Source organism: Photobacterium iliopiscarium, from assembly GCF_003026395.1.
Taxonomy (GTDB): Bacteria; Pseudomonadota; Gammaproteobacteria; order Enterobacterales; family Vibrionaceae; genus Photobacterium; species Photobacterium iliopiscarium.
Map to the genome: position 1 here is coordinate 117,594 of NZ_PYOO01000005.1, position 16,495 is coordinate 134,088.

At 37.7% G+C, this 16,495-nt stretch carries 16 protein-coding genes; 3 read left to right on the forward strand and 13 right to left on the reverse strand.

Annotated elements, in window-relative coordinates:
• Nucleotides 1-30: 30 nt before the first annotated feature.
• Together C9J51_RS09950 and C9J51_RS09955 are read left to right on the forward strand one after the other, a co-directional pair.
• On the forward strand, nt 31-1,722 hold the full coding sequence (locus C9J51_RS09950) for a DUF2813 domain-containing protein (RefSeq protein WP_107180451.1): 1,692 nt from the start codon (nt 31-33) through the stop codon (nt 1,720-1,722).
• Between the two features lie 254 nt (nt 1,723-1,976).
• On the forward strand, nt 1,977-2,894 hold the full coding sequence (locus C9J51_RS09955) for a sensor domain-containing diguanylate cyclase (RefSeq protein WP_146144943.1): 918 nt from the start codon (nt 1,977-1,979) through the stop codon (nt 2,892-2,894).
• A gap of 40 nt (nt 2,895-2,934) precedes the next feature.
• On the opposite strand, the gene C9J51_RS09960 is transcribed toward C9J51_RS09955, so the two are convergent.
• The 13 genes from C9J51_RS09960 to rlmF form a co-directional block, all read right to left on the reverse strand.
• Nucleotides 2,935-3,489: a DUF3833 domain-containing protein gene (locus tag C9J51_RS09960; RefSeq protein WP_045036947.1), complete on the reverse strand. Its 555-nt coding sequence runs from the start codon at nt 3,487-3,489 to the stop codon at nt 2,935-2,937.
• A 54-nt stretch (nt 3,490-3,543) separates the two neighbouring features.
• A complete protein-coding gene (locus C9J51_RS09965) occupies nt 3,544-4,041 on the reverse strand; it encodes a chalcone isomerase family protein (RefSeq protein ID WP_045040028.1) in 498 nt (165 codons plus the stop codon).
• Nucleotides 4,038-4,553: a DUF2878 family protein gene (locus C9J51_RS09970; protein WP_107250046.1), complete on the reverse strand. Its 516-nt coding sequence runs from the start codon at nt 4,551-4,553 to the stop codon at nt 4,038-4,040. Before C9J51_RS09970 ends, C9J51_RS09965 begins: the two co-directional genes overlap by 4 nt.
• Nucleotides 4,553-5,791: an SAM-dependent methyltransferase gene (locus tag C9J51_RS09975; protein ID WP_045040030.1), complete on the reverse strand. Its 1,239-nt coding sequence runs from the start codon at nt 5,789-5,791 to the stop codon at nt 4,553-4,555. Before C9J51_RS09975 ends, C9J51_RS09970 begins: the two co-directional genes overlap by 1 nt.
• 13 nt (nt 5,792-5,804) lie before the next feature.
• Nucleotides 5,805-6,635, reverse strand: coding sequence for a DUF1365 domain-containing protein (locus C9J51_RS09980; RefSeq protein ID WP_045040031.1), 831 nt, complete (start codon nt 6,633-6,635; stop codon nt 5,805-5,807).
• The gene (locus C9J51_RS09985; RefSeq protein WP_107275003.1) at nt 6,622-7,902 is read right to left on the reverse strand and encodes an NAD(P)/FAD-dependent oxidoreductase; all 1,281 of its coding nucleotides are present in this window, start codon (nt 7,900-7,902) and stop codon (nt 6,622-6,624) included. Before C9J51_RS09985 ends, C9J51_RS09980 begins: the two co-directional genes overlap by 14 nt.
• Nucleotides 7,899-8,645 carry an SDR family NAD(P)-dependent oxidoreductase gene (locus C9J51_RS09990; RefSeq protein WP_045036941.1) on the reverse strand — a complete coding sequence of 249 codons (747 nt, stop codon included), beginning with the start codon at nt 8,643-8,645 and terminating at the stop codon, nt 7,899-7,901. The genes C9J51_RS09985 and C9J51_RS09990 overlap by 4 nt, the downstream gene beginning before the upstream one ends.
• A complete protein-coding gene (locus C9J51_RS09995) occupies nt 8,642-9,079 on the reverse strand; it encodes a nuclear transport factor 2 family protein (protein ID WP_045036940.1) in 438 nt (145 codons plus the stop codon). Before C9J51_RS09995 ends, C9J51_RS09990 begins: the two co-directional genes overlap by 4 nt.
• A gap of 25 nt (nt 9,080-9,104) precedes the next feature.
• Nucleotides 9,105-10,607, reverse strand: coding sequence for a deoxyribodipyrimidine photo-lyase (phrB, locus tag C9J51_RS10000; protein ID WP_045036939.1), 1,503 nt, complete (start codon nt 10,605-10,607; stop codon nt 9,105-9,107).
• Nucleotides 10,608-10,632: 25 nt separating this feature from the next.
• Nucleotides 10,633-11,430 (reverse strand): MerR family transcriptional regulator, encoded by a 798-nt coding sequence (locus C9J51_RS10005; RefSeq protein WP_045036938.1) that lies wholly within the window; start codon nt 11,428-11,430, stop codon nt 10,633-10,635.
• Nucleotides 11,431-11,478: 48 nt separating this feature from the next.
• Nucleotides 11,479-12,426 carry a YbgA family protein gene (locus tag C9J51_RS10010; protein ID WP_045040033.1) on the reverse strand — a complete coding sequence of 316 codons (948 nt, stop codon included), beginning with the start codon at nt 12,424-12,426 and terminating at the stop codon, nt 11,479-11,481.
• A 193-nt stretch (nt 12,427-12,619) separates the two neighbouring features.
• Nucleotides 12,620-13,645: an ElyC/SanA/YdcF family protein gene (locus C9J51_RS10015; protein ID WP_373455636.1), complete on the reverse strand. Its 1,026-nt coding sequence runs from the start codon at nt 13,643-13,645 to the stop codon at nt 12,620-12,622.
• 326 nt (nt 13,646-13,971) lie between these two features.
• Complete coding sequence (gene rlmF, locus C9J51_RS10020) at nt 13,972-14,994, reverse strand: 23S rRNA (adenine(1618)-N(6))-methyltransferase RlmF (RefSeq protein WP_045036935.1); 1,023 nt, start codon at nt 14,992-14,994, stop codon at nt 13,972-13,974.
• Nucleotides 14,995-15,282: 288 nt separating this feature from the next.
• On the opposite strand from rlmF, the gene C9J51_RS10025 reads away from it, so the two are divergent.
• A complete protein-coding gene (locus tag C9J51_RS10025) occupies nt 15,283-16,416 on the forward strand; it encodes a transporter substrate-binding domain-containing protein (protein WP_082301483.1) in 1,134 nt (377 codons plus the stop codon).
• Nucleotides 16,417-16,495 lie beyond the last annotated feature (79 nt).

Sequence of the window (16,495 nt, forward strand, 5' to 3'; positions counted from 1 at the left end):
TATGTTGTAAAGAAAGAATAAGGAAAAATCATGCATTTAGAACGAATTGAAATCGCAGGCTTTCGAGGTATCAAACGACTATCACTGTCATTCGATGAATTAACCGTTCTAATCGGAGAAAATGCATGGGGGAAATCATCACTACTCGATGCATTAAGTTTAACCTTATGCCCAAGTGCTGAATTTTATGAAATGAAGTTTTCTGACTTTCATATTGATCATGCTATCGGCCATGAACGTACATCGTCTCTACAAATAGTGTTACGTTGGCATGAAGATTACCAAGGTGAATATCGTGCACGACGTTATCGCGCTTTTGAACCCTTCTGGAGTGAACAAAATAATTTAAAACATCTTTATATCCAGATAGAGAGCCATATCAAAAACGATAAAATCATTACGCATCGTCATTTTTTACATACCGACGGTCATATTATCCAACATCCAGATACCGATAAGTTATTACGTCAATTAATGGTCTTACACCCTATTGTTAGGATTAGAGATGCACGCCAATTAGAATATGGTAATTCCCCTACCGTCACGGCACATAATTCTTCAATAACACCACCAGCCAAAAACCGTGAATCTGATCGTATTCAACGCCGATTGGATAATACCTGTCAGCGGTTAATGACCCAGCCAGGGCATGTGAGCGCCGCTGAAATCAAAAGTAGTATTAATACATTACGTTCATTGGTTGATCATTATTTTGCCTTTGCGCCACATACCCGTACGAAAGCTCACCCTCATGCGTATTATCCATTACAAAACCAATACGATGATCAATGTCTTAATCCATTTGATCAGCTTGTACAACCTAAAATGACCAAACAAGCAAAGTTGATTCTAATGGGGTTACTTAATGCTTATATTCGCGCCCGAGGCCCTGTTGATCTTAAACGTATTTCGCGGCCAATCATGATTTTAGAAGATCCAGAAGGTCGTTTGCACCCTATCATGCTTCATCAAGCGTGGGCGTTTATACAAAATATGCCGATGCAAAAGGTATTAACCACCAATAGTCCAGAGTTATTAAGTGTTGTTCCTCTTACCTCGATTAAACGTCTACAACGTACGCCACAAAAAACGATTGTGCATGGCGTTAATATTATACATGACGTGAATAATGGTGAGTTAAATAACGATGATATTCGTAAAGTCACCTTTCACGTCCGCATGCATCGCCCGAGTGCATTTTATGCGCGAGTATGGCTTCTTGTTGAAGGAGAAACGGAAGTCTGGTTATTTAATGAAATGGCACACCTTACGGGTCATAATCTGGCCGCTGAAGGTATTCATGTGATTGAATTTGCACAAAGTGGACTTAAACCACTGATTAAACTTGCTCGTTTATTAGGTATTGAGTGGCACCTTGTTGCTGATGGTGATCCTGCTGGCCGAAAATATGCCGATAAAGTCAGATCATTGTTGAATGATGATAATGAACGCGAGCGCTTAACCGTACTCCCTGCAAAAGATATTGAACACTTCCTCTTTAAAAAAGGTTATGAACCCTTATTTCGTCAACTTGCCAATATTGCAGATAATGATCAAATGCCCATTCGAAAAATCATTTATCGCGCTTTAAAAAAACACGCAAAACCTGATGTTGCATTGGCTATTGTAAAATATACCCGTGAATCAGATTCAGACAAAATGCCGTTATTAATTCGTTGGGTGTTAAAGAAAGTGATAGTTATGGCAAGAGGCATAATTTAAATGAATATATTAATTTATTTAAACTAAGGAAATATAATTTATTTAATGATAGATCACGAAATAAATATAATTATAAATAAAGAATATTCCTATTATCTATAATAATTAGTATAGTGTGTTTCATAAAATGGAATTTAGATTGATATTTTTATCTATAGAATTAGGAATATAATGTGTCTGGTGAATTAATTGCGGCATATCGCTCATTCAATAAAATACTGAAACATTTACCGGTAGAAAAATCGTTACCGGAGATGTTATTACGTGTTATTGAACTAACGGAAGAAACGTTTAATCATCGCCAAGTATCAATCTTTCTTTTTGATGATAATGAGAAAAAATTCACACCGTTCATACATAAAAGTAGCTATCAAGCATGTAATGAACGATTTATGGTAAATCCAACGCAGATACATTTTGAACATATTTGCTCAAAAAATAAGATTATCATCTCTGAAAACATAACCAGCACCAATGAGTACCGAGAATATTACAGCCTCAAGAATATTAATAATTTTAATTTTTGTTATGGACAACCCATTTTATCATCACAAAACAAAATATTAGGCATTATATATTCTCATTGCCCTCAACATTCATCAATGACGGATGATGAACATGAATTACTCGATATGGCAGCAACAGTTTGTTCCATATCAATCGAAAAAAACATTAAAGAACAAGAGCTTGATCATCTTGCATCATATGATTTCCTAACAAAAATTTGGAATCGTCGCGCTTTTTATCATCAAATAAAAAAAGCCATTAAAAATATTAAACTTAAAAATGAATACCTTATCCTTTTCTATATTGATATTAATAATTTCAAAATGATCAATGATCAATATGGTCATCACTTTGGCGATCGTATTCTAAAAAAATACGCCTCTAAATTAAAAAACTTTAGTGATAAAAAAACAGGGGTTGCTCGTTTAGGTGGCGATGAATTTATTGTTTATAGTGAAGTCAGTTCACTGGTTAATGCTAATGTTAAAAAAAATAAAATCATATCTGAATTACAACAAATAAAAATAGATAATATTATTATTACCGCCGCTATTGGATCATATTGCATTCATTCTGAAAATATAAATAACACAAACATTGACGGTATGATTCATAATGCCGATATGTGTATGTATAATAATAAGCATTTATCACGTGCATTATAACGGTGTATACCATTAACCATAGCAATCTATATTTAAAATATTATTTTTGAAAAAACAAAGTCACAGTTCCCACTGTAATACCCCATTTTTTCATTTTTGCGACATTAAATAACTGATCATTTTGTTGATAGAACATCCAATCTTCAAAATCAATATGGTATGTCGTACCATCAATATCCATCGCCAATACATACTGCCATTGTAATGCATTGCCTTTTTCATAACCGACGGCTTCACCGACAACATCATCAGCCGTACCAATATAGTGACCATTGGCTTGCTTGATGATAGTCCATACCCGTTGTTGGGTTTGTTTATCATCAAACACAAAATCTTCAGTAAGCACCAGTTGATTTCCCGTGATCACACCATTGAGCTCAACGCTAAATCGGCGTACTTGCTGACCTTTATAATCTTGTACCATCCCCCATGCTTGGCTATGCCCTTCAAAAAACTGAAACAAATCAAACTTAGGTTCAGCCTGTTCATAATCTTCAATTGAAGCAGTACAACCGTTTAATAATAATGCTAATACGCATCCAAATAACCATTGTAAGGTGATATGTGGTGTCTGATAAATAGAATGAGAAGACATAATCTGTTCCTCTTAACGTGTTATAGCCAATAACTAGCGTATATAACCTAGGTTCTACTGACCAATGAGCTGTAACCGTAACTTAGGGTATGCAGTGTCGGTTGATAACCATATCCCTATAAAAGCGTTACTTAATGCCGCAGACAGTGGTTTGCCTAACGGTTTACCCTTTTGATAAAAACGTCCTTCAGTGGCATTTTTCACAAACACTAATCTATCGCCTGGTTTAACACTCGGCCATTGTTGCGCTAACTGATTAAGCCATTGCTGTCGTTGTTGTGACGAAATACCTAAATGTTGCCATTGCTTATCTGTTGCAATAAGAAGATCTTCTTTATCAATATCGCGTAAATAACGAATAATCAGAGCCAAATTTGGATCACTTGCAACATATTTACCCGATGGGGTTTTAAGTTGGGCGACATATATCTGCCACCAGCCCCATTTTAAGGTCGACTCACCCACGGTTGGCCATGTAAACCATGATGAGGCTTGTGCGGATGAACTCGTTAAAGTAACAATAAGCAGCAATAGTGCTAAATACGCTTTCATGCTATTTCTCTCTTGGTCATCATCTGTAATAACCACAGTAAATAACCACTATAAAGACTCCAGACAACAGCAATGCCGATAAACGTAACAAGTTCACCATAAGGCCATATCACCGCACCTAACGTTAATCCGGTCCAATAACTGATTGCACCGCCAAGACTACCCCCCATCATCGCCCCCCATAATGGCAGCTTTTGTACTTGTTCTCGCATTACCCATACCATTGAAGTAAACCCTAACCATAATAAAATGAGCCACAACGGTATAAAGTCATTAAAAGGTGCAAATAAAGGATCTTGAGGCAATGGAAATTGCATTACTTTTAACTGAGATAAGACATAATCACCGCAGATACCAATAACACTAGCAATTAACGCAAACGGGCAACTACGATGGTAAAACAGCCAACAACCAATTAAGAGTGCGATTAATATGCCTACATATTGGTATTGCCCCCATACTGCAAGCAACCAAAACAGGTTAAACCCAAGACCTATCGCGATATATTTCATTATTTACGCCACTGAGGACGACTAGCAACTAATTGAATGGTACTGATACTGCGCTCTAAAAATCCGCCTTCGCAGTAACAGAAGTAATAACGCCACATGCGCATAAAGCGTTCGTCATAACCATACTGATTTAATGCTTCACTATTGCGATTAAACGCAACATGCCAATCGGCTAATGTTTTTGCGTAATCTAAACCGATATCTTTAATATCACGCGTTACAAAATCACTGTGCGATGTTAATTGTGATTGTAAGACACTAATGGATGGTAGAAACCCACCAGGGAAAATATGTTTTTGAATGAAATCAACATCTTTGCTATAGCTTTCATAGCGTTGATCAGCAATGGTTATCGCTTGAATTGCTAATAGTCCGTTAGGCTTTAATAATGATTGGCATTTTTTGATATAAGTAGAGAGATATTGCTTACCGACCGCTTCAATCATTTCAATTGACACTAATTTGTCATATTGTCCGGTTAAATCACGATAATCTTCAAGTAATAAGGTGATCTTATCCTCAAGGCCAGCTTGCTTAACCTTCTCTTGCGCCCATAGGTATTGTTGCTCAGAAATAGTCGTGGTCGTAACATGGCAACCATAATGCTGCGCCGCATAAATAGCCATTCCTCCCCAACCCGTGCCTATCTCTAATAGATGATCATCTTTGGTTAGCTGCAATTGATCACACAATCTTGCCATTTTATTAATTTGAGCCTGAGCAAGTGTGTCTGATGCCGATAAATACACCCCAGCAGAATACAGCATTCTGTCATCAAGAAAGTGACGATATAAATCATTACCCAAATCATAATGTGCTGAAATATTGTCTTTCGCGTTTAAAAGATTATTTCTACGTGAAAAGTGATTAAGTTGTTTAACAAGACGTGCAATCCAGCCAACTTTGGCTTCTATTTTATCCAGTGTCGTCATATTACGCGCCAGAATGCGCACTACATTGGTTAAGTCTGGGCTATCCCACCAGCCATCAATATACGCCTCACCGGCACCAATACTGCCATCGGTTAATAACCGTTTATAAAAATCAAGATTAGTAACGGTAATCGTTGCTTGTAAACTGGCTTGTTTATCACCAAAGAAATGGGTATCGCCACCTTGCTCTGATACGGTTAATCCAACATCTGATAATTGATGCAATATCGTAAAAATCAATCGACGTGATCGATCATGGCTAAATAAACCGGTTGATGTTGTTGGTTCTAATTCACTTCTAAGCATAGTTTATCCCTTACTATTCATTGTCATGATTAGGGTGATCATAAATCGGAGCACCTTTACGCCACAATTTAAAGGCTTGCCAATATATTCCCACTAACACTTTAACCATCATAATTGGCGTGCCCAATAAGTGTCGTAATAATGTTGCGCTTGTAAATGACTGCTTTTTCATCACTAATGTGGCATCAAAGACTTTTGTTGAAATATCGGCATTATGATTGCTGTTTCCATAAGCTTCATTTTCACCTCCCCGACAAAAGCTATCTTTTTTTGAATCAACCTCTAAGTGAACCCTTACAATGCTATCAGGTAAAGAAAGCTGCCATACATAATCTTGATCCATAGGATTAAACGGGGAGACATGAAACGCTTTGTCATCAATAAAATGCTTTTGTTGCCAATATTGCTTGGCGGGGATCGCATAATAATGGCGTTGATTCCAAGGGGTATTGCTCACTTCAGCTAATACATATTGCCAAACACCTTGCTGATCAAAAACGTAATACATATTCAATGGGCTAAAATACAATCCACCATAGCGTAGATGACACAACATACTAACTTTACCGTGAATACGTTCGCCAGTGAGTTGATGAATTTTATCCTCAACCGCCAAATGGATATCATCGGCACCATCAATGTAGTCTTGACGGCGAAAACGAGCGAAATGAAACCATGATCGTCCAAAACACGTTACCCTGTCACTCAGGGAATCAATTTCATCAACATCGAGATACATCATAAACATTGAATAACGAAAACGATGCAGCACAGGGGTAAAGCGTCGATGTCGAATATGACCACTATAAATTCCACTATTAATAATGGGTTCAGTCTTGTTCATATGCACACTCAACATCAATATGGGTTATTGCTTCAATAACATCTAACGCACTTCTCACACCATCCTCATGAAAGCCGTTATACCAATAAGCGCCACAAAACCATGTATTATCAAGACCATTAATCAAATGCCGTTGTTGTTGCGCTTTAATACTGTTGCGATTAAACACCGGATGGGCATAAGTAAATTGGCGTAATATCTTACTGGGATCGATAGCATGCGTTTGATTTAAGGTGACACAAAATGTTTCAGGGGCATCAATACCTTGTAGAATATTCATGTTATACGTTAATGCAGGAAGCTGGTGGAGTGACTCATTATCGGCTAATGGTAAATGATAATTCCATGAGGCCCACGCAGCTTTAGCATTCGGTAAAATACGGGCATCCGTGTGCAAAACAACATCATTATCTTGGTACGCCATGGCTGATAACACCTGTTGTTCATTTACGGTACTATCGGCTAGTAGCGCTAAGGCTTGATCGCTATGACATGCAAAAATAACATGATCAAAAACGTCCACACTGTCGTTAACGGTGATATGAATTTGATCATTAATACGGCTCACCTGTTGTACGGAAGAATTGAGCCTGATAAGTGGTTCTATTTCTACTAGCATACGCTTTACATATTCACGAGAACCATCAGGAATGACATACCACTGTGGGCGATTAACAATATCAAGCAAACCATGGTTTAAGAAAAAACGCAGAAAAAAGCCTAATGGTATATTGCGCATATCCGCTAATGATGACGACCAAATTGCAGCCCCCATCGGTAGAATATAATTCTCAGTAAAATAATCACTCAAACCATGTTGTTGCAGAAAATCCCCTAAGGTTTGTTGTTGTTCTATATTTTCATAAGCGGTTTGCTTTGCCAGACGGTTAAATTTGGTGATTTCATATAAAAAGCGGTAAAACTGCGGCTTAAAGAGGTTCTTTTTTTGAGCAAACAGTGAACTCAACCCATGACCGTTGTATTCCAAGCCATTATTATCATTATGAACACTAAAACTCATTTCACTGGGTTGACCTTGAATATCAAGCTCTGACAATAACTGCTCAAAATTGGGGTATGTACGATCATTAAAGACAATAAACCCTGTATCAATAGCATATCGACCACTCGCAACCTCAACATCTACTGTTGCTGTATGCCCACCAGCATAATCATTGGCTTCAAACAGTGTAATTGTATGTTGATGACGTAAATACCACGCAGCGGTCAATCCTGAAATCCCTGATCCTATAATTGCTATTTTCATGACGCATTCCTTGTCATCCGTTGAATAATAATCCGCTGTAAAGCAACAGGAAATAAAGCAATCGCTTTCAGTAATAAGGTGAATTTTATCGGAAAATGTATTTCTGCTTGTTGCTTACTCACACCTAGACGTATTTTACGTGAGGCGTATTCACAGCTAACAATCATCGGCATTGGAAAGTCATTTTTATTGGTGAGCGGTGTTGCAACAAATCCGGGATTAACCAAAGTAACCGTCTTAACCTTGTCTTTTAAATCAATCGCTAACCCATTTGCTAAGTAAGATAGCGCAGCTTTAGAGGCACCATACGCTTCAGCACGAGGTAAAGCGGTATAAGCGGCAGATGAACTAATAAATACCAAATGTGTTGTAGCTGTAAATCGAGATTGCATCGCTTCTAAACAATGAATAATGCCAAAAAAATTCACCTCAAATACACGCTTAAACACATCACTCTCAATCACACCATCATCGATATATTCACAGATGCCAGCGTTTAAAAGGATCAACTCAGGCAAAGTTTCAAGCTGTGATAATACCTGTTGAGTCTGTTCAAGATGAGTGACATCAAAAACTAACGGGGTTATTTTTCCTGTCGTGGCAGCATCACAATTAGTGACTAACTGCTCAAGCCGTGGTTGATTTTGACCACAAGCATAAACATGCCAACCATCATTCGCATAATCCATTGCCAATTGCAGACCAATGCCTGAGCTTGCACCAGTAATAAGTACCTGTTTCATTGGCCTAACCTCGTTTTAATAGACGTAATCACATAACCAATAACAGGTAACCCTTCATATAGCATCGCCCCTAAATCAAAAAAATCACGATGATAAATGATCTGTTGCTGCTTAATGGTTAACTGAGTACAGCCGTCTAAGGTACGTTGTTTTCCTTGCTGTAACTTTGGATGAGAAAAAGTCATAGTCCATTGTAAAAACGCATGATCACCATCAACAACCGCTTGATTTATAGTAAAATTACAATAATTAATGTTACTATACAGCGCAGTAAAATAATGCTGTAGCGCGTCAATACCCGCGATGTGATGGGCAGGATCGTCAAACACAATATTTGAATGATAGACATCATTGAGCAGTAATAAATTGTCTTTATTAAGCTGACAATAAACCTCAATAAACCTATTAATTACTGTGTTATTGGTTGTAACCATAATAATATCCTTATTATTATTCTATTTATGCCTCACGCTGGTTGTCATACTCAGTTTTAGCTTGCTTATAACGCTCAATCGCTAACAATCGCATTTGTTTATGATCAACAATGGGTAATGGATAATTCACACTACCAAAACCAGACCATAATGATGGTGCATGGATATATTTGTCAGGGACTGATTTGAGTTCAGGTAACCATTGGCGAATAAACTCACCGTTGGGATCAAAACGTTCACTTTGCGTGGTGGGATTAAAGACTCGAAAATACGGTTGAGCATCAGTTCCCGTTGATGCAGCCCATTGCCAGCCGCCATTATTCGACGCTAATTCACCATCAATCAACTGCTGCATAAACCATTGTTCACCAATGCGCCAATCACACAACATATCCTTGGTTAAAAAACTCGCAGTGATCATCCGTAATCGATTATGCATCCAACCGGTTGTTGCCAGTTGTCGCATTGCCGCATCCACCAGCGGAAATCCAGTTTGTCCTTGTTGCCAAGCATGAACATGATCGCTATTTTCTAACCATCGCACATTATCTGTATATAACTGAAAAGGTTGGTTTTTACTTAAACGTTCATCACTATCAAGCAAGTGATTGTAAAACTCACGCCACACCACTTCGCTTAACCAGACAAAAGCCCCATTATCTTTATTTATTTCAACACATTGCGGTAAAGTTTGCAGTAAAGCGGATAAACACTGACGGGCTGACAAAGCCCCAATGGCTAAATACGGCGATAAACAACTGGTTCCATCAATGGCAGGAAAATCACGTTGTTGCTGATAATACTCAGCTTTAGTTTCGCAAAACATCTGTAATCGTTGCTGAATAGCACCTTCATCAACAGGCCATAATACACTGTCTTGTTTGGTATAATTAAAGGTTTGAATATTACAACTAGCGTCAATATTGCCCGCAAGAAGATCAGCACATTGCGCACTAGGAGTTACGGTGTCACTATTAGTAACGGGCTGATAGTTATGCATTAAAAACTGCGTTAACCATGCATTTCGGTATGGTGTAAAAACCTTATACATTTGTTGTTGTTTCGTAACCACACTACCAGGCGGTAAGGCACAAAAATCATCACTGCAATGCCATTGCTTATCTTGTGCCAGTAAAGCCTGCTCTACCGCACGATCTCGTTGTTTTTCATTCCAAGCATGCTGGCGATTACAATACACCGCACTAATTTGATATTGCTGACACACATTAATAATAATATCAGTCGCTACTGCAAAATCATCACCTTCAAGAATTAATAATGGAATATTGATATCATGAAGCTGCTGTTTAATAACGTGTAATCGGCGTTCAATTAAATCAATTTGTCGCCCTGAAACATAATGTTGATACCACTGCATTGGCGTTGCAATATAAGCGGCAATAACGGGTAAACCTGATGCTATCGCTCGATTTAAAGCCGTATTATCACTAACACGTAAATCAGCACGCAACCACACCAATACATGATTGACGGTTGTTGTCGCTGATAATTGAGGCTCAATATTCATTATGATATCCCTTTAGCATGATCCATTACTGTCCGTGAATTGTTTTTATACTGCCAACAAAATGTAACGTAACCCCAGTTTCTTGTTGTACCCTTTCAATATCAGTTAATTGCCGTCGGCTTAACTTGGATTCACCGACAATAATAAGATTAACGATACTACGCTCACGTATGTAAGCCGGCATACCCGTTAGCCGCCCAGATAAACCCGTCATAATAGTGACACCGTCACCTTTATAGCACCATTCAAGTCCCTGTTGCCAAATATTATGATTCTGATTTTTATCAAAACTTATCAACAAACATGTGCGTTTTTTTTCGTTATTAATCTTGCTAATAACACTAATAAAACACAGCATTAAAACCGACGACCATAAACTTTTTTGAACAGCAATCAAGGGATTATCTGGATGATCAATAACAGCATTTACTTCAGGCAATAAACGTTGTTGAATCACCTTATACGGGTATATTTTCAATGCTTCATTGATCAATCTTTCCAACTTAAAACCATTTAACGCTTGTATTGCAGCAATAATATCAACCGCGATATCTAATGTTTGTTGTGGCTCTAATGTCTGTGTATCACCGCAGATCAATAACGGTTTCACTTTACCAATCGACACCCCTTTTGCTAACCAATCGAGAATTAATTGAATCTTCTCTATGTCTGCTTCTGTGTATAACCGGTGTCCTTTAGGTGTTCGCTGAGGCACTAATAATCCATAGCGGCGCTGCCATGCTCTTAATGTGACCGAGTTCACCCCCGTGATCTCAGAAACCTCACTGATGGCAAATAATGTAGTGTCAGTAAGATCACCCATAAAACGCCTTTAAACTAACCATTGAAAATATAAACGAGAGTGAGTCACTTATAATGCATAACGTAATTTCAAACTTTCAGGATAAAGCTCTAAATAGGCTTGATCGGCTAAATAACTATCCGGATGAACCGTTAAATGATGGTTAATCAGGGTTAAAGGTGCAATTAAGGGCAAAAGTCCCTCACGATAACGCATAATGACATCACGTAATTCTGCTTTTTGGGGCTTGTCGAGATCTCGTTTAAAATAGCCTTGAATATGCATTAATACATTAGTGTTATTTTTACGGCTTGCTCTTTGCTTTAATGCATCCATAAATAGCTGTCGGTATTCAATAAAGAAGGCATTTAAGTCATCCCACTTGTGAATGTCCGAAACAAAAGGCCCTAAGATACGATAAGATTGTGGATCATGCGCCATAAGACACAATTTATAGCGGGAATGAAATTTAATAATACTATCGCGAGTCACTCCATCGGCAACAGAGCGGTATAAATCATCAAGCGCATAGATACGAAAAATAAAGTTTTCACGTAATACGGGATCTTGTAAACGACCATCTTCTTCAATGGGTAACCACGGCATTCTTGCTATTAATCGCTGAGTAAAAATACCAACACTACCGCCGGGTACTGAATTTCCATTATCTAAATATAATTTAACCCGCTCCATGCCACAGGTTGGCGATTTAGCGCACACAATATAACCCCGTAAATGTTCAAAACTGGGTATTTGATTATCGGCAAATTCTATCATTTGATCGGTATAATCAAGGTCGTGATCTTTAGATCCAACTAAAGCAATACGATCACCGTTATCTTGTAAACGAATCGTTGGTCGCGGTACGGTCATCCCAATACCGACCTCAGGACAAACAGGTTTAAAATCAAAAAATTCACTGAGTTCTTCATCGGCAAAACGGTTACGTTTATGTCCGCCATCAAAACGAACTTTTTGTCCTAGTACACAAGCACTTATACCTACAGGAATCCCCATACTGCCTCCAAACCCCACACAAAGGTTGTACAATTGTTAAATTATGTACAATAAATGTAGTCAACAAATCATAGTTGTACAACATTTTTTTTTGTACAACCTGATGACCCCTCTATCAATAACATCTATTAAATCGCAGCCATAAAAAAAGCGACCATCAAGGTCGCTGTAATTTAGAAGAAAAAAAGTAAGCTTATCTTTGCTCTAAAGGGTATGAACGATAGCTCCTCATGCCATAAACACGTAGAGCATCACGATAGATCCCTAATAATTCACCATCGGTTGGAACTTTTAGTTCTTCTAATGGGCGATCGTTAGCGGCATAGGTATCAAATGAAATCCCTTTAGGGCCGGTTTGCCAGCTCGCTACTTCAAATAAAGCTTGTCCTCGGCGAACATGGCTTGCAGAACTAATAATGGTTGCATGGTTAATATCATGACGGGCTAAGGCATAACTGCTGTATAGTGCGTTTTCTACCGTACTTCGCGCATAGTTATCTTCAATAATACGAGCTTTCTTTATCCCATTTTTTACCAGCCAATCAGCCATCAACTTACCTTCAGTTTTGTGATTTTTAGGTACGCCACCAGTCACTATAATGTAAGTATTAGGATTGCTTTTCGCCATTGCGAGCGTGGCATTTAATCGATCAATTAATATTTCATTCATGCTGCCATCAGGATTTAAAGCATAGCCCAAAGTAATAATGGCATTATTACCTTTCGCTGGTTTTTTGATTTTATTACTTAATGGCGTCGCAACGATTCTATCAATGGTAGACATGATTTTTTTCAAATCAGCGACACGCCCTTTATTGAGCTGTTCTAATGCGTTTAAATGTTTGGTGACTTCACTTTTGTTACCTTTGAAATTTTGCCAAATGACAAGATATGAATGCGCATCTACATCATCAGGTGCAACATCTAATATTTGGGTAAACAGTTCAATGGCTCGGTCGACATTACTGTTGTAAATCTGAGCATTAGCCGCAGAGAACAATAAATCAACACGATAAGGTTCAAGTTTATACGCTTCAAGTAGGTCGTTAGTGATCATCTCTACATTGCTTGGCATTTTTGCCGTAAAGCCTGCATGAGAAACACGAGCTGGATTTTTAAATATTTGATAAGCATCATTCAGTAATTGATCAACCACCTGACGTTGAGAGGTCATTTCGGTGTAATTAGTCTGTGGTTGAACCGCATCTAATGCAGCCATGCTTGGTGCTGAATAAAGAGAACTAGAAAGGATAGTCACCAAAGAAAGAGTTAAGAATGTGCGTTTCATGATAAATCCAACTGTCGAACAAAAAACGTATTCTATGATCTATGAAATTGATATTTTGTGAATAACATCTTATTTCTTTTACCTATTTTATAATGTTTACAAAGTATGAACCAACATCAACATTACGTTATAGCGTTAAAATATAGACTTAACACTATCACTTAATTGTATTAGAGATTAAGCATCAAATTAAACAACCATAAAAAAGCGACCATCAAGGTCGCTTGTTATCAATACAATTATCTATTACTGAAACATTATGCCCAGCGTTCTGCTTGCCATTCTGCTTGTTGTTCTTCGTTTAAGAACGTCCATGCAACAACACGAGAGATTTTCTGCCCTTGTGACATTTCAATGGTTTTTACTTGGAATGCGCTTACTTTTTCAAGTTGCTTATAAAGCACACCAAGGTTTTCTTTCTTAGAAACAAGTGTCGTAAACCAGAAACATTGTGTCGCTTTGGTCGCACTTTGGTTGATCATCTTTTTAATGAAACCAACTTCGCCACCTGTACACCACAATTCAGCCTTTTGACCACCAAAGTTAAGCACTGGCGTTGTTGACTCAGATTTCGCATTAAATGCCGAAAGCTTATTACTACGACCATGTGCTTGACGCTTTTTGTTTGAGTTAGTCGTTAGATTACGCACTTTACGTTCAGAGACAGCCATCGCTTCTTCTTCTGAGCCGTGGAATGGTGGATTACACATAGTGAAATCAAACATTTCTTCATCATCAATCATATCGGTAAAGATATTATCTGCCTGATTTTGAAGACGAATTTGAATAGCACCTTTTAGTTTAGTGTTGCTAGCAGCAATAAATTTCGCTGACTTAACGGCTAACTTATCAATCTCAGAACCAACAAACTGCCAGCCATACGCACGATGACCAATAATAGGATAAACACAGTTAGCACCAATACCAATATCTAAACCACGCACGCCTTTACCTTCAGGAATAACGCCACCATTAGATTGTGCTAATAAATCTGCAATATAATGAATGTAATCAGCACGACCAGGAATTGGCGGACATAAGAAACCCGCTGGAATATCCCAGTAATCGATATGATAGAAATGCTTTAATAACGCTTTATTTAACGTTTTAACTGCGAGTGGATCAGAGAAGTTTACGGAAAGATCCCCATAAGCATTTTCACTAACATATTGCGCCAGTTCAGGTGTTGCTTGAGTTAGGGTCGCAAAATCATAACGCGCACGGTGTGGGTTACGTGGGTGTAAGCCTTGTTTAGGCTGTGCGGCTTTCTTTTGGGTCATCTTTGCTACTCGCAGAAATCAAATACAATTAAGCGCAGCATTGTACATGCTAAACCCTAATAACCTTAGCATCTTAATGATCAAATGCACAAAAAACACCCAATAGCGGCTAACAATTATCATGTTAGTGTTTAAATTTACGATTAACCCTAATATCCAACGCGAAAATATGCCACATCCATTTGAGAATATCACTAAACCATCATGTGTATTTTCCGCTGTAATATCTATGATATTTAAAAAATTACTTATACTTAAAGATGTCCTCATTTTGCTAGGAGTGATGCTATGACAATTATCGCCCCATCATCTCAGCCATCTCATTTCGGTTTTTTCTCATTATTTTTTATTACAGCCTTCAGTATTATCGTTATATTTTACTCTGCGAATACATACGCAAAAGCCCCCATTAACAGTAAGACGTTACAAGTAGGCACCTATGCTTGCCCCCCGTTTGTGATAACGGATGATACCAATAACTATCAAGGGTTAAGTTTTTTACTGTGGGATAATATCGCCACCAACCTTAATCTAAACTATACGGTTAAAGTATTACCCCTCAAAGACCTGCTTGCAGAGGTTGCCAGTGGTAAGCTTGATATTGGATTATCGTGTATTTCTATTACACCTGAACGTGAAGAAATATTAGATTTTTCACACTCTTTTTATGAAACAAATCTAGCCATTGCTGTTAAGCAAAAAAGTCATTGGGAAACCTTTACCAGTATTGTTTTCAATAAAAAACTCTTACAGATTCTGGCAATTATCTCAATAACTGCCGCAATTGTTGGTGGAATATATTATCGACTTGAACATCGGGTTAACGACAAACTTTATTCAATGCAATCACGTTCAGCCCGATTAGTTGAAGGGTTTATCTTAGGATTATTATTTATCACCAAAGGTCCATTTAATTATTATGAATTTAAAACATTAACCGGACGTGTGATCACGGTATTATTAGCGGTTTTTACAACATTATTTATTGCGAGTATTACCGCTGTTCTAGCAAGTTCGTTTACTGTAGTGCTAATAAATAGCGATATTAAAAGCCCAAATGATTTAGACACTGTCATTACTGGCGCAAAACAATCATCAACCTCTTCTGAGTTTTTAACAAACCACAGTATTAGCCATAAAACCTACCCAACAGTTACCGCAATGCTATTGGCTTTAGATAAAGGCGAAATTGAAGCGATTGTCGATGATGATGCTATTTTAAGATATCAAATAAAAATGGCGAAAAACAAAGGTAATTACGAACAATTACAAGTGCTTCCTTATCAATTTGAAAAACAAAACTACGGTATCGTATTGGGCGAAAACAGCCCTTATGATGAAGAAATCAATCGAGAACTATTGCAATTTCGTAAAAGTAATCAATGGAAAAAAGCATTAACTGAATATTTCAAGATTAAATAGCCAGTGTCTTTTATAATGACAATCGTTACAAAAAACAGATACACAACAAAAAGGAGCACTCATGTACTCCTTAGAATAT